Source organism: Pleionea sp. CnH1-48 (assembly GCF_024124665.1).
In the GTDB taxonomy this organism is placed as follows: Bacteria; Pseudomonadota; Gammaproteobacteria; order Enterobacterales; family Kangiellaceae; genus JAMXSB01.
Window position 1 is genome coordinate 35,112 of sequence record NZ_JAMXSB010000014.1, and the last position, 22,068, is coordinate 57,179.

The 22,068-nt window shown below is 41.3% G+C and carries 14 protein-coding genes; all 14 read right to left on the minus strand.

What is annotated here, in order from left to right; translation table 11 throughout:
- Positions 1 to 122 precede the first annotated feature (122 nt).
- Positions 123 to 2,975 carry a hypothetical protein gene (locus NH399_RS19905; RefSeq protein ID WP_253042948.1) on the minus strand — a complete coding sequence of 951 codons (2,853 nt, stop codon included), beginning with the start codon at positions 2,973 to 2,975 and terminating at the stop codon, positions 123 to 125.
- An 8-nt stretch (positions 2,976 to 2,983) separates the two neighbouring features.
- Positions 2,984 to 4,363, minus strand: a complete 1,380-nt coding sequence (locus NH399_RS19910) for an ATP-binding protein (RefSeq protein ID WP_253042949.1) — start codon at positions 4,361 to 4,363, stop codon at positions 2,984 to 2,986.
- Between the two features lies 1 nt (position 4,364).
- Positions 4,365 to 8,645 (minus strand): contractile injection system tape measure protein, encoded by a 4,281-nt coding sequence (locus NH399_RS26015; RefSeq protein ID WP_253042950.1) that lies wholly within the window; start codon positions 8,643 to 8,645, stop codon positions 4,365 to 4,367.
- Positions 8,642 to 11,113, minus strand: coding sequence for a hypothetical protein (locus NH399_RS19920; protein ID WP_253042951.1), 2,472 nt, complete (start codon positions 11,111 to 11,113; stop codon positions 8,642 to 8,644). Before NH399_RS19920 ends, NH399_RS26015 begins: the two co-directional genes overlap by 4 nt.
- Positions 11,110 to 11,913, minus strand: coding sequence for a hypothetical protein (locus NH399_RS19925; RefSeq protein WP_253042952.1), 804 nt, complete (start codon positions 11,911 to 11,913; stop codon positions 11,110 to 11,112). The genes NH399_RS19920 and NH399_RS19925 overlap by 4 nt, the downstream gene beginning before the upstream one ends.
- 1 nt (position 11,914) lies before the next feature.
- A complete protein-coding gene (locus NH399_RS19930) occupies positions 11,915 to 15,952 on the minus strand; it encodes a hypothetical protein (RefSeq protein WP_253042953.1) in 4,038 nt (1,345 codons plus the stop codon).
- Between the two features lie 14 nt (positions 15,953 to 15,966).
- On the minus strand, positions 15,967 to 16,389 hold the full coding sequence (locus tag NH399_RS19935) for a GPW/gp25 family protein (RefSeq protein ID WP_253042954.1): 423 nt from the start codon (positions 16,387 to 16,389) through the stop codon (positions 15,967 to 15,969).
- 3 nt (positions 16,390 to 16,392) lie between these two features.
- A complete protein-coding gene (locus NH399_RS19940) occupies positions 16,393 to 16,692 on the minus strand; it encodes a PAAR domain-containing protein (RefSeq protein ID WP_253042955.1) in 300 nt (99 codons plus the stop codon).
- A gap of 12 nt (positions 16,693 to 16,704) precedes the next feature.
- Positions 16,705 to 18,495, minus strand: a complete 1,791-nt coding sequence (gene vgrG, locus NH399_RS19945; protein WP_253042956.1) for a type VI secretion system tip protein VgrG — start codon at positions 18,493 to 18,495, stop codon at positions 16,705 to 16,707.
- A gap of 4 nt (positions 18,496 to 18,499) precedes the next feature.
- Positions 18,500 to 19,198, minus strand: a complete 699-nt coding sequence (locus NH399_RS19950) for a LysM peptidoglycan-binding domain-containing protein (protein WP_253042957.1) — start codon at positions 19,196 to 19,198, stop codon at positions 18,500 to 18,502.
- A 1-nt stretch (position 19,199) separates the two neighbouring features.
- Positions 19,200 to 19,388, minus strand: coding sequence for a DUF5908 family protein (locus NH399_RS19955; protein ID WP_253042958.1), 189 nt, complete (start codon positions 19,386 to 19,388; stop codon positions 19,200 to 19,202).
- A gap of 5 nt (positions 19,389 to 19,393) precedes the next feature.
- Entirely contained in the window at positions 19,394 to 19,867 is a 474-nt protein-coding gene (locus tag NH399_RS19960; RefSeq protein WP_253042959.1) for a phage tail protein, read from the minus strand.
- Between the two features lie 52 nt (positions 19,868 to 19,919).
- Positions 19,920 to 20,378 (minus strand): phage tail protein, encoded by a 459-nt coding sequence (locus NH399_RS19965; protein WP_253042960.1) that lies wholly within the window; start codon positions 20,376 to 20,378, stop codon positions 19,920 to 19,922.
- Positions 20,379 to 20,461: 83 nt separating this feature from the next.
- Positions 20,462 to 22,051 carry a phage tail sheath C-terminal domain-containing protein gene (locus NH399_RS19970; protein WP_253042961.1) on the minus strand — a complete coding sequence of 530 codons (1,590 nt, stop codon included), beginning with the start codon at positions 22,049 to 22,051 and terminating at the stop codon, positions 20,462 to 20,464.
- Between the last annotated feature and the right edge of the window lie 17 nt (positions 22,052 to 22,068).

A 22,068-nucleotide genomic window follows, 5' to 3' on the forward strand; every position in this document is an offset into this window, starting at 1 on the left:
CGTTTAATTTAGGAGCTGTGTTGCCTTAACAATATTACTCAAAGGCAACCGGGATATATGACAGCATTATTTCACACTGGATACTCAGTTTCTACCCTCTACAACCCGTTAACTCCAGCGCTTTAAGGCATGGTTCCTTCGGCCTGTTTATTAACATAATAAAGGCCCCCGGCGGCGACCATCACCACCACCATCAACAACAGTGCTAACTCGGCGTTCTCTTTCCAATAACGGTCACACCCCAACATCAAAACAAAAAATCCAGCAATCATTCCAATATAGCCAAGGTAGAGCCATATATTGCTTTTTATCCATTGACAGATCTTGCAAGAGGTTCGAGCACCAATAAAAGAGAGTAACAATAGTCCAACCATGATTTTAAACATCAAGCGTGCCGTCCAGCGCTCGGTACATATCCACTGGCAGGTATCCGGCGGTAACTTTTTAGCCACCCATGACTCGAACATCGTTTGATTATCCTGCTCAATTAAAAAGCGCGAAATTTTATCAGCAACCTGTTCATAATTAGCATCTCCCGTGGTTGGCACAGGCCAAAAACCGACACCACCAAAATTATGTTTGGCATAAATCAGATCATCCTCAAATTGCCGATAAGGCTCTCCCTCAGCCGCTTTAGAAAAAATATCCGTTGGTATCAATACAGGGATCACTTTACGTAAAGCGTTGCTACGGGCCTCTCCTTTAAATTCGTTTTCAATAACTTGCCGTAACTTCTTTTTGGTGTTGGTTGTGTATTCCGGTAAATAGATCAGTACGTAATCCAACACATGACCGTTTGATTGCTCACTGCCCAACACACATTGTTTTTTCTTTTTGCCACCATCCGTTCCTGACATCATTTGTGAAGTGGCTCCTGCCAGCAAGTGACTGCATAACCCAATATTATTGAGCTCACCTTCAATATCCGCTTCCGACATGCACTTCATCGCCTCGCCGCAAATACTGATATCCAACAATAAGTTAATTGTCAGGTGAGGGAAGTCTTCTTTTAGAGTGAGTAGTTTGGCGATAAGATTGTTCGCCGCTTCCAGTTGATCATTATCATCAGGTTGATAATCTTCGAGATAAAAGGTGACACCATCGAGTGTTAGAGATTTTTTTCCAGTCCAAAACGCGGGTTGTTCATAATCATAAATCAGCAGTTGAGAGCGTACTTGTCCAATCGCTTTATCAATCGTCTGATCGTTCCAGTCAGCCCACTGAGCTAAACGCACAACGACATCGGCCTTGGTGTAATGAACATGAGCCTCGCCAATAAACTCATCTCTGACTTTGTTCCATCGTGTAATGTCTTCAAAATCACCATTGGCTTCAACGGTTAGCCCCTGAAACCCGATACGCGACAAATAACTGTAATCAATCGAGTTGGCAGGTTTCTTATTATCACTCTCCGAATCAGCCTCTGGCGCTGGCCAATAATTACCTGGAAAAAATCCATAAGTAATGCGACCGTCTTCAATGTCTTTAAGACAAGGACAGTCAGGCTCAGGGAAAACATACCCCGTCAGTTGCGGCAACTTGCCTGCTAATGGAAACAGCTTAGGCTCGATTTGATAGCTACTATCAACGGCCAGTAAGGCACGGATAACATTGCTGTAAAGCCGTTTGGTGGGGTAGGGCTGCTGGGGTATCACCTTTAATGCATTGAGCAAAGGCTCCGAAAATTGGAAATACACCGTGTTATTGTTGTTCAATCTTTTCCATGCTGCATCATCAAGCAACCATTGGTAATGCCGGGCACTTGATAAAATGGCAGAAAGTACCACCGCATCAATAGACTCGACTTCGGCGCTCTCACTGGTTTTATCGGTTTTATCGGTTTTATCGGTTTTATCGGTTTTATCGGTTTTATCGGTTTTATCGGTTTTATCGGTTTTATCGGTTTTATCGGTTTTATCGGTTTTATCCGTTTTATCGGTTTTATCCGTTTTATCCGTTTTATCCGTTTTATCCGTTTTATCCGTTTTATCCGTTTTATCCGTTTTATCCGATGAAGATGCCTCAGAGGTCTGTGAACTACCACCCTGACTGTTTTCATTGGCCTTTGGCTCACTGCTCGCATTAGCAGCGGCGCTTTTTTTAACAGCATCAATCAACGCTTGCTGAGTCGAAAAAACAACGCCTTGCAGTGGTAGTAATTTTTCATAATAGGGCAGTATGGCGTAGTTAAGTTTCATCTCTTTAAAAGAATCTTCACTCAATATCCATTGCTCGCCTTCCGACAAAGCATCCAGTACGGCATTAACATAAGCACTTTTTTTTGCTTCGAAGGCTTCAGCTAATGGATAAAGTACCGCTTCGGCGCCAGGTTTATCAACAAAAGACTTTTCCTTCAGCTTTTTTAGATCAGCAAAAAACTGAGTGTCTAAATCAATCAAGGCGAGATCCTGTTCATTTACCTGATAGTAATCATAATGTTCTTGCACCTGAGCTTCTTGGCTCGCGTCTGCTTCAGTATAAAAAGAAGGGTTGCATTGGCGAATGATTTCGAGCACCCAGGCATTACTACCCGCATCGGGTTGAGAAGTAATCCAATTTTCTAATGCACTGGTGTCTCCAATAGCCTCACAGTCGGGCGTTAATTTGTTAAGAGCAGCCAAGTAGAGCAAAGAATCATAAAACTCGCTTTGCTGTTCGGGCACAAGGCTACTGCAAAATGTTTTAACCCATGATCGAGTAATCGGCCCAACGATACTGTCAGACAAAGGCTTACCTTTTTCTGATAACGTCTTTTGATAGTCGGTATTGTTTTGGTAGATGCCATAAAGTCCTACTTGAATAAGCATGCTTTCGATACGACTGTACTCTTTATCGGCGTGAAGAACTGCTTCACAGCTGGTTTCTTCAGCATTCTGAACATCAGCGATAGCACTAGCAATAGCAACCCAGGAGATAAAAAGTATCCCGAGCAAATAACGTAAATAAGGCAGCCCACTGGCAATTATTGGAGACATAAAGTTACCTATATGTTTTTCCCTTCCTTTCTCAGCTCTTTTGTCACCCCCAAAAACAAATCTCGTTGGCTCAGAGCTTGTCGTTCACTTCTTAACGCCAATATTGCGGCATGACGTATCACATTGGTAATGGCACCACCAGACAGTTCGTAACGTTCTGCTAAATCAATCAGATCGATATCATCCTCGAGCTGGCAATGTTGTCCCAGAGCATTTTTCCATAGGGTTAAACGCAACTGGGCATCTGGTATCGGAAAGTAAACCATCGATTGAAAACGTCGCGCAAAAGCATCATCCATATTGGCTTTAAGATTGGTTGCTAAAATAACAACACCACGAAAATCCTCGATTCTCTGCAACAGATAGGCGGTTTCTTGATTGGCATGACGATCATTTGAAGAACTGGTTTGGGTGCGCTTTCCAAAAAGTGCATCAGCCTCATCAAAGAACAGAATCCAATGTTTGTCTTCGGCTTGAGAAAATACATTTTCCAGATTCTTCTCTGTTTCGCCAATGTACTTTGACACTAAAGACGAAATGTCAATTCGATAAACGTCGGCCTTCGCCTTCGCACCGATAAGGGTAGCTGTAAGGGTTTTTCCGGTTCCTGGAGGACCATAAAACAAAGCTCTATAGCCCGGCTTAATATTTCGATCCAGTTTCCAATCCGACATAATGATCGATTGTTTATCAATCCAGGTATTAATTTGTTCTATCTCATTCATCACCGATGGAGGTAAAACCAAATCACTCCAGCTGAGCTTTGACTCAATGCGTTTAGCTGGAAAGTGGACATTATAATCTAGCTTGTTTTTTTCTCCTGTCGTCAGCAACTCAAGATACTCTGGCTTTAACATAAGTTTAGCGCTAGCGAAAGGTTCTCCGGCATCACTGTGCTCTATTAACAATATATGCTCCAGAATGGGTGATTGCCGAAACATCGACATGGCAGCCATTCTTTTGGTTAAGTCGTCACCGGACAACACAAATAAGGCCGTTTCACAGGTAGGTAAAAAACCTTGATGGTGCTTTCCATTCCAGCCACCAAACTCAGTAAAGTGTCTATCGAGATTTTTATTACGAATAAAAAAAGAATCTAACAGTTGAGGTTTAATATGAGGGGCCAGTGCTAATAACAAAACAAGCCGCTCTTCAACAGAAAGGCCATACTCCTGCAAAAATAACGAGTAAGGCGAGAGAGGATGCTCGATATCAGGAGCAACCAGACTATCCAAACTAAACTCACACTCTGTCTTTTGAAAGTAATCCTGTAAACGGGCCTCAATAATTGATGATAGCCAGACTAGATCTCGTTCTAAACAACGAAAAACATCATCAGCATTGTGATTCGAGACTGGATGTTCCGTGTGAAAAACTCTGGCCGTCATATCAGTTTCTCCAGGTCACATGGATGGGATGCTCCATCCATGGATGTTTGATGACAGAGAATCCCCAGGGCAATTGATCGAGTAACATATCAAAAGTTTCTTGATGCACCGTCAGCTGCCATTTATCGTCATCCCAATACAATACACCTTGTCGCTGTATAAAGGTCTCTCTGAGGCCCTGAATACTGGTTTTTCCTAGCGCACTCCAGTTTTGAATAACTGCGCTTAGTAGCCCTTCGATGATCTCTTGCTCTTTGTCAGTCAGTGACCGTTTTTTGGTGCTGAAGTCGATATCTAATCCACATAAAATATTGGATAAGCAATGGACCTCATGTTCATTCTCATCTTTAGAAACGATTGCATCTAGAATGGATAAGGCCTTCTGCTGATGTTGAATGCTAGTAAACTGTTCATCTTTAATAAGGCCGAACATATCAAAGAGTCGCGGCATATAAGTTGCGATGATCACAATGCCCGCATTATCGACAGAAACACTATCATAATCTCGTGACGTCTCAGGCTCTGTTTCAATAACGTCATCTTCGTAGACCAAGGGCCTGGTTGCATCAATAACTTCTTGAATATCAAAGTCATCATCAATTGCTTGATCCGATGCTAACTGCCTTATAATAGCTGCCTCATCTAAATGAATATTGCTTTTGCCGTTTTGTTGCTTGAACCAATGCAAGAGGTCACCAATAGCTACTCGGTGGCTAATATAGAACTGACGTTTATCGATCAAGTTACCCATAAGATAGAGCCACAACTGATGATATATTTCCTTCCTTCTACCCTGGTCGTTTATCAAAATTATCGCCTCGATAATTTTCTCTACTTTAGAAACCAGAGAAGGAGAAGACCACCGGTCAAGAAAGAAATAGAGTTTTGCAAACTCACTTTCACTTAGCTCTTGAATTATCAAGGGTAAATATTTTTTATTCTCTTTAAGAAATAACAACAGCTTTTCTGAAGAGAGCTGGCAAGCTATATCCAGATCGTAATGTGTTGCCTTAGCGATTTTTTCCAGCAGCTTTGTCAGTTCAGTATTATAGGAAAAGCTTTCATTTCTTAATGAATCTTTTTCGTTCGAGGGTTTGTCGTCGGGAACGCTATCGCTTTGGCTCTGAATAATACTTTCCAAGTTAATCATTTCTCCACGTACCATAGATATCAAAATCTCATGGTAGAACTTAACAGGATGTTTACTTTTTTTGGAGTATTCTTTTAGTCCTTCTACGAAACTACTTTTATAGCTATCGTCACCCAAGCAATGTAACTTAATACAGCGAAGAATTAGTGCGATGATAGAGTCAGGATAAGCTGATCGGCTAAATAGGCTGCTGTACCGTTTATCAAAAGCCATCGCTTTTGACAAACGATACAGCACATCATCATTAACTCTGGTTATTAGTGCTCTGAGCCTTTCACCGCTGACTCCAGAAGAAAGATAAGTGAGCAGTTCGTCGAAATTGTTTTTCCGATTAACGAAGTTTTCTATCTCATTTTCTCTGTGTTCTTCCTCTACCTTAGCTTCAGCTAGAAGCTCCTGAACAATGAGCTGAAACTCACTATTCAACAATCGATAGGGTAAGGCATTAAAACCAACCAGATAGTCAGAAACACTAACCCCATGCTGATAGGCCATCGTACTAAACATCTGTTTAAGGTAGCTTTTTTTATTAAAGAAAGATCCCTTCTTTTCCAGAGTATAGATAAGCCCCTGCTCTAATAGAAAGTGGTTGTCAGTGGCAATATCTAACGATGCACTTTTTTGATTATGTTGCCAAAGAAGACATTTATTCGCCCAACGAAGATAATCAACACCTTTTCCTACTGCCTCTTCCATGCACTCATGGAGAAATTTTTCGGGAAAATTCCGTACCCAATACTTTCTCTTATCAGGGTTTAAGCATTGTAGATATGATGAGGTTATTAGCTTTTTCTTTTCTGCATTAGATAACTTAAACCAAATATAGCCATCAAAAACACCCGCCAATAATTTTTGGAAAAACTCCTGAGCTTGGCTTTGGGATTGCGTCGTTTTAAACTTTACATCTTTAGTAGGATGCTTTTTTCCAACCAGGATTCTATCGACCTTTCTGCAGTCCGAAATCACTTCCTTGATCAAGTTGATGGATAGATTGGAAAAGTATACTTTCACTTTCTCTGCTTGACGAAAAAGGTCAGCAGTAAAATGAGCTTCATTAAGATAATTGACCTTGCTTAAAAGAAGGCTTAAAAAGTCTTGATAGAGTGCTTTTTCAGAGTACTCTGACTTGTTGCTCAATATACAATCGATGGAGAATATCCATTGCAACTCGTTGACTTCTCTAGCAGATAAATTAATGTTGAGCGTGCAGAAGATATTGGCGATTGCTTCAATATGCTGTAGTAACGATGGAGAAGAGGAGCATAGCTCTAGCCATTGGCGTTGCTGACGACTATCCAACACTTCGAATAGGCGCAAGGCCATTTGTCTATTACTAATCATAGAGTACAGCCAGTGCTTGTTGCGAGGTCCCATAGATAGCAACTTATCGATGTGTTGATAAATGCTTATGTTTTCTGTTGTTAGATGCCCCTTATTCAACATCTCTTCTACTGCCACAAGTCGCTCATCGTTCGCCATCAATTCTCGCTCTGATTCTTGTCCAGAGCCTGATGCAATACTGTCCTCTCTGATAGAGCTTTCAAGAATAGTCTCTAAATGAATAGTTTCTCCATCTAATAAGGTAGAAAACAAGTTTACCCAGAAGAGCGCTGGCTTATCCGCTTTCTTTGAATATTCCTCGCATGCTTTTATGATTTCGTTCTGTGGTTTTCCATATAAACAAGACCAGCTTATTAAAATCCACTGTTTCAGCAAACCAGGATCTTTGTTAGCCAAGTATTCATGGGCAGTATATTTTTCATTTCTGAGTCGGAATAAGATAGGATTGACCAATGCTTTACCCTGATCATCCATCTGTTTGACATCAGTTAAAACACTATCAATATCATTAACGACTTGATGGCCATAAAGCCAATAAGTGATCTTACTACTGACTTGAAGCTCTCTATTGGAATTATCAACTAACTTATCTTCCTCAAGCAGCTCGTTCAATAATTGCTTTATTTCTGTTTTTCCTTGCCAATCGGAGGAATATTGATTCAGAGTACTCAACACTTCATCATAACTTTGATTATTAGCACTTGCCGATTGCCTTATTACTCCCTTCAGGTAAGTTTTCCGATTAAAGTAACTTCCCCTATCATTAAAAATGTAGCTTAATGTGAAGGACCATAGATGTTCCTCCAGTCTACCTTGTTGACTGTGTAGATGCTTTTCGTCCTCATTGTTCTTGGACTTATCGATAACAGAAACTATGTAGTCCTTTTCTTCTGGTAATCTGAGATCGATAATGTCGACAAGTTTTTCTCTTTTAAGAAACTTAACAAGCCGACGACGAGTATCTGAATAATAGCTTAGAGATTCAATGTCCGACAATAGGTTCGATGCTTCTTGATGAATGAGTAAATTCCAGTGTTTGTTTAGTGAAGAGCTATCTAGCTGCCTGAAAATTTGGTAGAAGCTCAACAACCCTACATCTTCACCTAAAAGTGCTTTCTGAATGTTTTTCCCAAACGCCGTATTTTGCCAGGATTGACTGAACACTAGCTTTCGTAAATGCTCTTTGTGATCGTTATCAAGTAAGAGCAAATAACGATAGAGCAGAGAGTCAAGGTTAGCTCTGCCAGTTTCCGCAACGAGCTTGATAAGAACCGATGACCATAGCTGGTGATATCTTGAATAATCCAAGCTTAGAAAGTGACTGCGAGCGTAGTTTGATATGAGAACCATCAAACGATATACAGATTTATCTTTTTTACTATATTGTTTTAGCCAGTCTAGACGTTTTGCATCGCTAGAGGCCATAAGACCTGCGATTAATGCCTCACTATTAAGAGAGATGTCACCGTCTTGATTTAATTGCTCTCCGTCAATGAATGGTTTCGAGCTTACTCTAGTACTTTTCGCATGATTGGAAAGCGCCTGTTTCAGCTTCTCTTCTAGCTTTTCTTCAAAAACTTGCTCTACTTCTCGTGTTTTACAAAGTCCTAAATCGAGCTTGATTTCGTCAATTTGTAGCTCGTAGTCATGATACTTGTCGAACACTGACTCCACAATAGCGAGCAAATTCTGACAGACGAGAGACTCAATCTCTTTCGATATGTTATTCTGATCTGCCCCAGAAGAAGCGTGGAAGTCGAATAGTAAATTCTCCACATGATGCGATTTCACGCTTTTTTCTCCATCAAAATATTGCGGAGCTTCTCTGAAATGGGGTCAATGTCTTCTGGTTTGCATAAGTCAGACTCCAATAGCTTGAGCCATTTTTTATAGGCCACTTCAAACTGAAACATCTCTTTTATTGAGAGCCAATGAAATTTAGGAAGTATGTGCGCAGGACAGTTGAGTCGAATCGTCTCTTCGGTAAACTGCTGAAACTTGTTACTGCTGCACCGTGCAGTCCAGCTGGGCAGAACAATGCTAACAGTCATATTGCAAAAGGCTTTCTCTTCACTTGACCAATCATCTTGACTTCTCGGTCTTAACAGAAGATGCTCAACCACGTGCATGCCTTCACTTTCCAGGTTGATATGAATCAGGAACTGCTGCAATTTATTGACCGCAATAACGGCTTTATCATAAGAATCAAAGTCGGCAATTGTTCGCCATACTCTGCATTCAGCATCGAAAAACACGACTCTGAACTCATCTTGATGCCGTTCAGTGATACGATAGTTATCCAGGAATATTCCTTGGGTTAGCAACTTATCACTAATAAAGCTCTCACTGACTGGAAACTTGCCCTCAAAAGCTTCTCTAACTTTTTCTAAAGAATAGCTACCAAAAACTTCTCTGGCTTCAATATGGATATAATCATTACTGACGTCTTGAGTACTGATGCTTTCCGATGTCTCAGGAAAAGTGATCTCCTTACCAGACTCATAGCTATCCAGATTACCTTCGCTAAGCTGAATACCATTTCTAAAAATACCGAAGCTTAGGGAGTGACAGGAATATCTTTTAAAACCTAACAGGAGGCTGCATTTTAACTGCAGTCCAGAGACATTAGGGCGTCCCCATGACGCTTGCTTATAGTTAAATGCAGAAGCTCTGTCTCGAGTAACTTTCTCTATAAGATGCAAAAACCTTATTTTATTCTTAACAATCAAGCTTTCGAGTTGCGTATTAGTGTAATAATAGTTGTAGTGCCGCAGAGAATTTTGTGTAAAAGACTCGCCATACAGAGCTATAAAGTAGTCCAAAAGTCGACTTTTTCTGTCTAGTAGGTTATCAAACTTAGTATTAAGTTCTGACAAGATATCTTTTCTGTCCTCTAAGAATAACGACTCAATGTCACCCGCACTTTCGTTACTTAACTCGAAGTCTTTATAGCTTTGCTTAAAGCCCATATCGTTAGAGAATAGCTGCTTGATGTTGTTAATATAGGACACTCGATTAGCAATAATCTGATCAAAGATAAGCAGGTAAGCTTTTAACTGAGCAGCCTGGGCTTTACGCTCATTGCTCTCTGAGCGAGGTATGCCAAATCGATTAATTCCATAAGTAGCGGGAAAATCATTTTGTATCGAGCTGTAGCTTGACAAATCGATGTAATTGCCTCGAGGCTTTGAGTAAAGGTCAGTAGCGTTAAATTTTGCCCGTCTTAAAGATGAGTTTTTAAACACTAACTCTTCATAACGCACCTTCAATTGTTCAAAAGGTACAGATACGGAGCGCTTGTTAATAGACAATTTAACTTTTATGTCTTCTTGGCTCTCCGGAATTTTCAGACGTGTTTGTACAGAATAATTGCTCTTATCAAAATAAGGGACTGGTTTTCCATCAACCAAAAAAGACAGTTCAACAATGTCTTCTACACCATCGATTTCTTTCACGAAAGAAAAGAAACTGGATATCGCTATTTCTTTAAAGTCATCAGCGAGATCATCATCTTTAAAAAAACCGTGCTGAGTAAAAGGCCCTCGAAATAAGTGCTCTAAGTTAACCTCTTCACTCTCACCATAGTCACTGTACGAGAAACATTTTTTGCTACCAGAAATGTGTTGCAAGCACTGATAGTACAGCTCCGCCAGTATGTATTCGGGAGCTCGCTGGCTATTAATATCAATCTCTGCATGCAGCTCGCAGTACTGCTCATCAACAGTATAAATTTGTCGTAGATCTTCACCCATACTGCGATTGGCATGAAAAACTCGACTGACCTGCTCAATCAATGAACTTTTGTTATCAGTCAGAGTGTGCGATTCGGCCTGTTGATCGACAGAAACAATGATGTCGTACAGACCTGAAACTCCAGCCTCTTCTGTCGATAAAGGAATGACTCTTAAATCTTCTACCGCCGGTACTTGATCCAAAATTACTTTTTTTAGATCAGTAGTGGTCACTGCTTCTGAAGGAAAGATGTCTTCGGGAAGATGTAGTGCAAGCTTCTGAAAATCCAGTTCTTCATTCTTATTACAAAGATAATCAGGTACATTAAAATCAGCGTAGTAGCTCAGTTCGGTAAGCGCATAACAAAGTTGCTCCCAAATAGTGACGCCAGGATCATGAACATTATAATCCGTCCATAACTGGCCAGAAGTTTGTTGAGAAAGTTCGATGGCTAGCTTTCTCAATTCCGTAAAGCTTAGCGCATCTTGCTGTGCCTTCTGTTTGATATTTCTAATTGCCGAATTCATGAGGCACTCCCATTGTCCTGCTCATTCATCCAGCTTCCACTCATGTCTTCATCAAACCATAACTTGGTTATCGAGTAACGGATTCTGATGCCTTCGCCATAGTCGCAATTGCTACGGATCTGCAAATAGTATTGGTCTGACTGTTTATCCTTACGCCATCTCAATTTCAGACGATGGGCAAAAGAGTAGTAATAGGCGTGATGGTATTTCACCTTGTTTTTATGACCTAAGAAGTTGAACAACCAACCCTTAGGGTTGAAAGTATTCATTGCTATGGCATGCATTAAGGCATATTTTCCAGTGCCTTTGTTACCTGCTCCAGCAATGACCTCAAATGCCTGACAGCCATTTAAACCATCACTGATATCATGCCACTGGCCATCAGCCAAAGCGCTTTTTGTTTCTATGCCCCGACGTCCCTTTGATTTGATCACTCCATTAACATCAAGTTCACTTTCGGGGCTATTTGTATTGATACCAACTCTACCTTCAGGCGACAGTGAAATAACAGCCGACTGCTGCTCGCTGCCCGAATGTTGCCGAAACGACAACTGATCATTGGATTGTCCATCAAAACCAATAGACCAGTTGGGATACTGCACGTTGTTTATTTTATAGAAACTAACCAGGTTATCATTATCGCCAAGAGATGATATTTCTAATCCATTCTCCGGCGACTTGTTAAATCCTTCATCGACAATATTGAGCTGAGAGTCAATCAAGTCAGAAAATTGATCAGAAGAAGGGAGTGCTCCTTTTTGGAAAAAACTTTTGAGAGTGCTGCGATTACGTTTCGCCATATCAAGTCACTCCCTTAATAATAAAGTTACTGCCAATTTCAAGCTCATTAATTCCTGTAATGTCGGGCTCTACTGGAAAAGTAACATCAGCAACCTCAATGGAGTGGCGAGCATCTGGTAGTGGAAGGCTCCAGGGGAACTTCGCTTTCACTCCCGAGCTTTTGCGATCGGAGTCTACCGTATCGACCAGCGTATAAAGCCGCTTATCATGCTCATAGATGTGTAACATGGAGAAGTTAGTAACATACTGAACGTACTCTCTTCGGCGGATAAAAGATTCCACGTCTTCCTCTGTAATACGCCAACCGAAATGACATTGCGTACCCTGGCTATACCAAGGACTAATGTACTCCGAAAGCTCTCGATTCAGTTGGCTTACATAGAGCCCGCCGAGAGAAGCATTTTCGAATTTGACGGAGCAACGTACTTGTACTCGCTCGTAAGAGGGGTTTCTAACTTCAATCTCTGCAAAAGGTGTCGAGAGATTCCCAACAAATTCATAGATTCTTTTTAACAAGGTACTGTTCGCCATCAACCTGGTTTCTGGCTGACAGTTTGCTGGTAAATTTGGCACAACAAGTATCAATAGATGCCCGGGCTTTAATTCAAGAGTATCCGAGCATAGATTGGCAAAACATTTGACTATTTGTAACTCGGGAAAGTGTTCAATAATCAACAACTCGTAGTCCAAGGGCGTAACGGCTCGAAATTTATGCTTGAGCCTCTCCGATATTCTTACAACTTGCTCTTTTTTACTGTGACTGAGCAATGCTTTCTTTTGTTGATAAATAGATACTAAAGATTTAATGTTTTTTTGTTCGGCTTGTTTTTTCCATGCCGTGACTTTATTAACTCTTTCCACTGCTGTAGACATCTTTTTTACTTCTATGACATTAGCAACAACACGAATAAGACTAGAGTAGTGTTCAAGATCGTCACTCGTGCTGACTCTCAACCAATAATTCGATGCAATATCTGGGCTACTGTCGCGGCGCATATTGCTGGGCAAGGATAATGAAATCAACCCTGACTTCAACAAACCTTGGGTGTCATCAGACAACACATTGTCTTTGGGCAATCGCTTCCACCCATCATAGGACAAATAGAACCACTGTATATTGGGGTTATTTCTGCGCACTGGATGACGAGAATTTTCGGCCATGTGAAAAAACAGACTAAGATTTTTTGGCAGAGCGTGGCAGTTAAAACCGATGAATAAGTTACCATCATAAGCATAACGAGGAATGAAACTAAGATGAGAACGCTGCTTTCCTACATCCAAATTAGCAAACGAGTGAATATGGAAAACGTTATTAGCACCTGAATGTTCTACTTCTTTCAGATTAAATGTATCAATGACATCTCTTGCATGATAATTAACTGAAAAGTCATTGATAATCGGAGTGTAAGGCGTATTGGGAAGATTTCTTTTGAGCTTCTCTTTAACCTTAGCGTTAAAAGCAATGGTGTCGGATAAGAGCACAGGATACTCTCTATGTCCAAAGACCATATCTGGCTCATTGATCTTCATTTTATAATGACCATTGCGCGCTTCGTTTGCCAACCGGAACATTTGCTCGCTGATCAGGTTGTTAATTGCTTGAAAGTGCTTGTTCTTGGAAAAGTGTATTTGATGATGAGAAGCCAGGCGCTCGCCTTCTTCTTGTTGAGAGAATAAATGTTTCTTATCAATAGGAACCCACTTCCCCTCACTGAGAAGATCTATCGAAACAGTAAATGACTGATTATCAACTTCACTGTACTGCTGATAGTATTCTCTAAATCCACCATAGATACTTGGTAGATCTCCCCACTCAATATTTAAACTGACAGACTCGAGTTTTTTAAATGCCATCTCATAACTGGCAAAAGCAAAGTATGAGTTAGAGGAGGGCAGAGGTCCAAAAGGCTGAAAAGGTTTGGTTGCATCCAGTTGCCCATTGTGATTATACAAATTCAACTTTCTTAGTTGTTTGACCTTAACATCAATCGCAATGTTGCTAATGATTAACTCACTGAACAGCGAGTAGGGAAAGAAGTTTGCCTGATGATTAATACAACACTTAACAACAGGTTTAGTACACGATAGCCCTTCTCCATGGATAGCCTTTTGGTAACCTATGATAGCTTCCATTCCTGGGTGCAAACTTAGGTGGATCTTCATACCCCAGTTTTGAGATCCTGATATAACAGGTTCATAGCTATATTCTTGAAATGACAACCAACCATTCTCTCCCGTTACTTCTATCCTAAATACATTCTTAAAGATTTTGTAATAACTATAGAGGCTATTCTTTGACAGTAACTCTTTAATGCTTTTGCATACCTCGGGTTCAGAGATTTTCCAGTTATTATCTAATAATGTTACTATGAATTCGCGATCAGACTGGCTTAGCCAACGCATACCGGATATCAGGTGACGCCCATACAAACTGCCAAATAAATCAAGCAGGTGCTCACGGCTGGTTGTTTTTGCCATCTTTGCCATAAGAAAGTACTTCAGTAAGTTGACTCTCTGGGCTTGTAGTGGCTGACAAAAAAATTGATTAATCTGAAACTCTGAATAACATGAAAGCAACGAATTGATAGTACCTTTCGTATTTTCAAAGCCAGAGGGATACTTTTTCAGCAGATGTTCAAAAACGATATATAAACAGTCATTGTTTATTGATGACCAACTGGATTCGGCATTGTCCTCTTTACGGTCTTTACACTCTTTCAGATAGTCACTTAACGCCATGTTCGCCGACTTGTAGTCGAGAAACTCAAACTCTATTTCAATGTCTCTTTGCCCTTCTCTCAGCGAAAGCACCTGAGAGGAAAATGCAATTCCGATATCAGCATCTTTACTTTCTATACTGTTTTGGTAGGGTTTCTCTTCACCAAAGAGCGGCCACTCTTCAAAAGCCTGTTCTCCTTCTCCCATTGGACTTGTTTCTGGATTGTTAACTGGTATATGACTGGCTTTGATGCGGGTGACATAATCCATTAAGCTTTCAGGAGAAATATAACGGTCTCTTTGTAAAAATAGAGTATGCAAATTATTAACTCTAACATCACTGAGCAAACACTCATCATTGGCTTGATAGAGAATATCCTTTAACTTCTGATCTTTATCTTTCGAGAATAGGTCACCTTTCTTAATATATATTTGGGTAGCTTCATCAAATGGTGTCATTAACAAGTAAGCTTTATCTTTTTCCTGCTCTTCACTTCTTAGTTTGAGTAAATCAAAATAGTAGAAATCGCGGTGGTCTTGGGTAAAGTTATTAATTTTTTTCTGAACCTGCTTATACAACTGCAAAAAGCTGATGAGCAAACCGATAGAAGGTTCAATGGTTTGGCTGTTAAGTGTGGCACTTTTATAGGGAGGGATCGCGGTTTGCAACATTTTGATAGCACTGGTCAGTGAATAACAAATAGCTTTTAATTCATTAACGCTGCTTTGCTTACCAATGGTTCCTGTGATTCTTGAAAGCGGAAACTGCTGCAATCCCCCTTGAGATTCAATTCTCCAGACAGAAGAGAAGCCTTCGAAAGAAGGTTGAAAAGGAATGTCATAAAATAGATCTAGATATTGCAGGATAGAGCCTAATGTATGAACGTCGGCAACTAACTTTTCATTGATAAGGTTTCGAATGCGCTCAGCCAGTTTTACCCCAGTCTCGTTGCTACCTTTTAGCAATCGTAACATCCATTGATTAATCTGCTGTGCACTCTGATAGGCCCGACCAGCAATATCTAAAACTTGTGCACTATTAAGCCGAGAAATATTATTTTCGAGCATCTGAGTGTTAGCACTCATGATTTCGGCCATAACGACCATGTCATTGTTTTCAAATAAAGAAAACCAGTTGCCTTTCTCAGTAAGGTTTAAATCAAAGTATTTAATATAGCGTGAGAACTCACTGGCATACGACAGTAAGTCCTCGAATGTCATTTCGTCGATATTGAAATAATCAGGAGCCAATGCCCTGGGAAATCGATTATCCCGACGCGTCACAAAGTGACGATGTATAATTTGGTCAACTTTATTCATTGACCGGCTCTATTTTATCCAAGTGCAAGATTGGTTCCCTCCTTGAAGTAAAAGGGAAATACCATATTGCTACGAGTATTTGTTCGGCGAATAAAATACTCTATATTAATTTTTAACAAACCCTCGTAATAATCTTCAGCTTCGACTTCGATGTTTTCTACTTTTATCCGCGTTTCAAAAAATAGAATGGCTCTTTTTACAACATCGATGATTTCTGTAACGGTACTTTCATTAAAACTTTCGAAAACCAGTTTTTTCAATCCACAGCCAAAGGTTGGCTGCATCACCCTTTCTCCTGGCACCGTTGATAATAAAATAGCCAGGCTTTGTCGAATATCTTCAGTATCCGAAACTAACGAGACATTACGCCCTGCTGACTCAAAAGTAGGAGGAAAACTCCATCCTCTGCCGAGAAACATCTGATCTTGGTTAGGCATGGATTAACCTCCTATCATCACGGTAGCGCAACCAGCGACAATAACGCCGCCATGAGCCGTCGTATCGCCCATTCTTGCCGCGGGTTTATTGCTGATCATGACCGTTGCCGAACCTTTAGCAACCGTATCGGGTGGCCCAACACATACACAGCTGTCTCCAACAACAGATGCAGGCAATTTGCCAATTAATACTGTAGGCACACAAGGACCAATCACCGGGCCTCCTACATGCGGAATGGGAGGTACTCCAGGCGTTTGCATAGGGCAAGTGTGCATATCAGTGATACGAGCAGCTGGGGGCATCTGTTAATCTCCTTAGTTGATCATGACCATGGCACCTTTGATGGTTGTTTGCCCTGAGGCCGAGACCTCAGCCGTCGCATTACCTTTTGCAGTAAAACCAACATTGGCTGTATGACTCACATTGAGTCCTTCTACGGTGACATCTTGTTGCGATGTCATACTGATTTTGCCCACAGCATCAACACTGACTTCGCCTTTTGCAGAAATTTTTATGTCTTTTGGCGAATCAAGAGTGATCCCATCACTGTTTAATACCATCGAGTTATCATTAACATCAGTGAGCGAAATCGATTTTTCATCGTCATTGAAAATAAGGCTGTTGCCATCGGGGGTTTTAATGGTGATGATTTGTTTGTCATCATCGAACTCTACGGTGTGTCCGCTTTTTGTTACCAGCGCTTTAGTAAAATTATCCGCCGTCAAGTCATAGGCCGCTTTATGGTTGCTGCTGTAAACGCTGCCTAAAATAATGGGGTGAGCAGGATCATTATTTAAATAGCCAAGAATGACCTCATCACCAATTTCGGGGATAAAAAATAAACCAAAACCTTGTGACGCATAAAACTGAATCAGCCTTGCCCAAACACCTTCCGTTTCGGCTTGCAGTACGGGCACACTGACCTGTATTCGATACTCTCCATTAGGATCTTGATCGAGCTGTTTAACGACACCAATATGCAGTCCTTCAATACCGGGCAAAAAGCCGTTCGTCAGTGGCGCAGGAATATCTCGCTTCTCAGCAAACAGTTCTGCCGATAGACCAAAGTCCACTTCGGTAAACCAGCTGCCATCCGATATGGAATGACGAACGCCCGACACAAAAACCGACCCATTGAAACGTTCGCCAACACCTTTTAGTTCGATCAAAGAGCCCAGTGTTGCTTTGGCACTGCCTTGAAATTTGATGTGTCCGACAATTTTAGAAAGCGCTGACTTTCTTTGCTGTCCGGTAGCCCAATCTTTAAGAGCACCACTTTCAAGCGGTGTCGAAGTTTGTAAACGATAGGAATCCAGCCCAATGATATCTGCCAGATCACTGGCACTGAGATTACCCTGGCTATTCAGTGTTTGCTGAGAAATAGGTTCTTCAACAATGGCTTGGCTGCTCATGTCCCAAGAAATACCTTTCACCTCGGTATATTGAGACATCGCATCCACTTTGGCAGAGAACTCAATAATATCTTCGCCATAAGTGACCGTTAATACGTCATCACTGGTGTCTGCCGGACTTTTTATGGCAACGGTTCCATCGGTAACCATCACGAGCAGACCATTGGCTTCTGCTCGTGTCAGGATAAAATCCCAATCCGATGCATTGTATTGAACAAGCTCACCATACTGTACCGTTGTTGCCGTCACATCAGCTGTTAATGTGCTGTAGTTACCAATGATCTGACTCAGGATATCGCTGTCTTTCATATCCACATAATTAGCATTTTTGCGGCCAATAGTTGTTGCTACAGCAGCATCCCGGCATTCTATAGAAAGCCTGGAGTAGTTATCGCCACTGATACTCACACCATGCTTAATTACAATACCTTCGTAGATTTGAGTTTCGTCATCACCATAACCGGCTTTGATAGTGATTTTTTTTCCTGGTTTAAGATCATCACCATCACTGATAGCAAAGCTTTGGTCTGCCATCTCGCCATCTAGCACAACAATCGTTGCGCGGGATATTTTGTTAATTCGATGACAAGTTTCAACAGAAACGATATCGATGTCATCAGACACTGGGCTACCATCACTCAACAAGGAGAGCTTAACAACGCCAGTAGAATTCAGTTCGGGAGAGTCAGCCATATTGCTATTCCAACGGCGGGAATTTTAAGCGCTGCCCAGGAGTGAGCTGGCGAAATCCAGACATATTATTGATACGAGCAATTTCCTTGTAATAAGATTCATCACGATAAATCTGATAACACAATAAAGGCAGTGTATCTCCCGCTTTTACTTCGACCATGTGAGTCAGGTCGGGGGACGATTTATTAGCGAGTAGGGCTTCTTCTTTTTTACTCATAAAGCCAACAAAAGCTAATTTCACTTTTGCCCGTAATGGCTCACCACTGGGTTTGAATACGGTAAACTCTGTCGACATAGACTCAAGGCGACCAAAAAAAATCAAGCTGCCCCATAGCAAGCGCACATGGCTCGGTTGGTGATCATTGCCATCATATTGATAGACTATTGAGTTCAATTGCTGGATTTGGGTTTTAACATCGGGTGATCCCAATCCTGGTATCGGCAAGTTCACAACACCGGTGCCGTCGATGACGATATCAAAGTTGACTTTTTCGGCATTAATGGCGCTAAATTTAGATTCAGATCCCAACTGCCCCATGGTTTTTTTATGGTTGTAACAAATAGAGTGTTGATGGCTATAACTGGAAGGATTTAACATGACTTCAAAACTGTCACTGGAAGAAACCGTCACCGAGCCATCGGTCTCGAGAGTGCATTGGGTGATGGTTAGCTTTTTCTTTAGCCCAGTACTTAAACCTGCCATATCATCGCTCTCTTATACTGGATAGACTGTCTTCAATCATGCGGCGACATTGATTAAGAATCTCTTCTTTGGCTTCCTCCAAGTCAGAACAGGGATCACCAGACTTCTTTTTTTTCGAGGTGTCTGACTCAGAATCATCATCCTGTTCAATATTTGACTTGATCACTAGGTTTTTCACATCGACTGGCATAGTGACTATAAAATCCTATTAGAGTAGTTATAACTAAGTTCTATTTTTTCGATGGCAACTTCATTCTTTGTCGAGTTAAATGCTTCAAGATCCCAGTTAACCGGATAGGCATTGGCGAAAGACCAGATACGCACGGGAATCGAGTTTTCGTTATTTAAAAATATTAACAACGGCATAGGTACGATAGGCACCAGAAAGTCGGCTTCCAAAACAGACTTGCACCAAATAACAAGGGGTGAAGTCAATTTGGCGACCCCGCGCTTCAGCACCAATTTAGGATGCTTAACCGCTTTAGGCAGTCGATGTACGTAACGATTTTCTCCGCCTTCAACGATATCTTCTGTTTCGATTTCGGAACCAATACCACTGACTTCCTGAAACGATGAGTCTGCAAATCCCGCCGTGGCAGAAAAAACCACTTTAAACTGGAACGCGGGAGGAGGGTAATCATTCGAAAAAAGAAAGCTACTTATCGACACCTAGGTTTCCCTATGTTGCAGCCGTCAGCCAGAAGCTAACGGCTTTCCGTTGTTACGAGTTGGCAATGGTTAATCCTTCATGAGCAATTTCGATTGACTCAATAGCGACTTCATTACCATCCGACTTAAGATCCGTTCCAGTAATTTTGGTTGGCCACGCATTAGATAATGTCCACACCATAGTGGGTGAACCTGTTTCATCTAATAAACTAATGGTCACTGGAATACGTTTGATCGTATTCATCTTTATTTGACTGAACCAGTCCCAGAATTTGTTATCGGATTTAAAGACGCCTTTCTTCATTGTGATGTTACCCGACTTTTGTATGCCCGGCATTTTCACTGTTGAAAAAAGTTTGCTGTCTCCACTTCGATACTCAATTATTTGAGCTTCAATATCCAAACCAGATACTTCTTGAAAAGACAATACTTCGCTATCCCACTTTACCTGAAAGTGAAACTTAGGAATCGGCCATATACTCGTGGATTGTGCGCTTCCGTCATCAGCCATTGTTAACTACTCCTCTACATTGAGTTTTATTCAATCATTCGAGTCATTGTTAATACTTCTTCTAATGAAACTCATTCGCCAAACTAAGATTTTTGCATTTGTTGCTGGAAAGTAATCTCGATGAATTCAGCCGGACGAGTGATCGCCACTAGTACAGTGACTCGTAAAATACCTTCCAGAATGTCCTCGGGTGTCATGGTATCGCCCAATCCCACATGCACACTGAAGGCATCATCGGGGGATGATCCGGCTAAACCACCACGCTTCCAAATGCCTGTTAAAAAATTTTGAATCATACTTTTAATAGTGACCCAGGTATTCGCATCGTTGGCTTCAAATACGTAAGCTTTTGTGGCCAGACGAATCGACTCTTCCAACATGATCATGGTTCTTCGAACATTGATGTAACGCCAGTCCAAACTGTTGCCATCTAGGGTTCGAGCTCCCCATACCAAGGTTCCTTCACCAATGAACTTGCGAATGGCGTTGATCGACTTACCATTCACATCCACATTGAGGTTTTCTTGTTCATCATGAGAAATATCTACGCTTGGTTGAACAACAGCACTTAAACTGACATTGGCAGGTGCTTTCCATACGCCTTTTGCGTTATCAACCATCGTATAAATGCCTGCCATTGCAGCGGCCGGAGGCAATAGATTCAGTTGGTCGGTCAGATGTTCTTTAATCAGTTTATAAGCCAGACTCATATTAGTGAGACCATTATCAACGGCTTTTTTCTTCGCCAGAGTTTCGGCATCGGTTCCAGAAAAGTCATCGGTGATCTGGTTGACAAGGTCCGCCTGAGCTTGAGCATCTTCTGGTAGGCTGTCACCAGTGAGATTCAATTCGTATTGAATAAGCGCCTTAAGATCATCAGGTTTGTCAATATTTTCAAAGGATAGGTCAGCGGCAGCTAATATAGAGGTCTGTAACCAGGGATAGTAGGTAGCACAAAAGGCAGGAAAGTTTGTAGCCATCTGATTACGAAATTCTTTAATGCAGTTTCCTCTAGAATCCTGTTGAGCACGGTCGCCGTTATAAACATCCAGAATCGCAAAGCGATTTTTCATGGTTTCGCCGCAGTGAGCAACAGCAGCCTGTTGAAGTTTAAAACATTGAGCGCCTTTGCTTTCACCTTCTGCTTCGCCGTCACCTTTGATGGCCACAGCTTCTGGGATAACCACCATAGTGGGCTCTTGTTCTTTAACCAAGGTTTCAATTCCACCGGCTAAGGATGACTCTTCAATATCATCCTTATAGCTGCCAACCGAAACGATATAACAGGGCCCGCCACCATTCTGGAAAAATAACAACATACTGCGATAGAGCATGTAGTTATTGTCAGGACGTTTGAGATTGTACTTCTTTTCTTTTTCTGTATCGTTGTCTTTGCCTTTGACGGTAATGTCAGCCTCAACATCATCTAATGTTCCGCCATCGGGTGCCGCTACAGCTTCTAATGAAAATTTTTGAGGAGCACCAAAGCCGTAGTATTGATGAAACTCCGCCATGGACGATATACGCCAGGGCTTGTTCTTTAGGCTTTTGTTATTGTTATCCGCTTTCTCTGTATAACCTATAAAGGCAGGGACAGCGGTTGCTACTTCAACAACAGAATTTGGGAATGCGTTTTTCTCTACTATATAAACACCTGGAGTCTTCATTGCCATGGTCTTGTCCTTTCAAA

Excerpts from the sequence above, each read along its gene's own strand:
- NH399_RS19905 (WP_253042948.1), bottom strand. The coding sequence starts at position 2,975 with ATGTCTCCAATAATTGCCAGTGGGCTGCCTTATTTACGTTATTTGCTC.
- NH399_RS19910 (WP_253042949.1), bottom strand. The coding sequence starts at position 4,363 with ATGACGGCCAGAGTTTTTCACACGGAACATCCAGTCTCGAATCACAAT.
- NH399_RS19920 (WP_253042951.1), bottom strand. The coding sequence starts at position 11,113 with ATGAATTCGGCAATTAGAAATATCAAACAGAAGGCACAGCAAGATGCG.
- NH399_RS19925 (WP_253042952.1), bottom strand. The coding sequence starts at position 11,913 with ATGGCGAAACGTAATCGCAGCACTCTCAAAAGTTTTTTCCAAAAAGGA.
- NH399_RS19930 (WP_253042953.1), bottom strand. The coding sequence starts at position 15,952 with ATGAATAAAGTTGACCAAATTATACATCGTCACTTTGTGACGCGTCGG.
- NH399_RS19935 (WP_253042954.1), bottom strand. The coding sequence starts at position 16,389 with ATGCCTAACCAAGATCAGATGTTTCTCGGCAGAGGATGGAGTTTTCCT.
- NH399_RS19940 (WP_253042955.1), bottom strand. The coding sequence starts at position 16,692 with ATGCCCCCAGCTGCTCGTATCACTGATATGCACACTTGCCCTATGCAA.
- vgrG (WP_253042956.1), bottom strand. The coding sequence starts at position 18,495 with ATGGCTGACTCTCCCGAACTGAATTCTACTGGCGTTGTTAAGCTCTCC.
- NH399_RS19950 (WP_253042957.1), bottom strand. The coding sequence starts at position 19,198 with ATGGCAGGTTTAAGTACTGGGCTAAAGAAAAAGCTAACCATCACCCAA.
- NH399_RS19955 (WP_253042958.1), bottom strand. The coding sequence starts at position 19,388 with ATGCCAGTCGATGTGAAAAACCTAGTGATCAAGTCAAATATTGAACAG.
- NH399_RS19965 (WP_253042960.1), bottom strand. The coding sequence starts at position 20,378 with ATGGCTGATGACGGAAGCGCACAATCCACGAGTATATGGCCGATTCCT.
- NH399_RS19970 (WP_253042961.1), bottom strand. The coding sequence starts at position 22,051 with ATGGCAATGAAGACTCCAGGTGTTTATATAGTAGAGAAAAACGCATTC.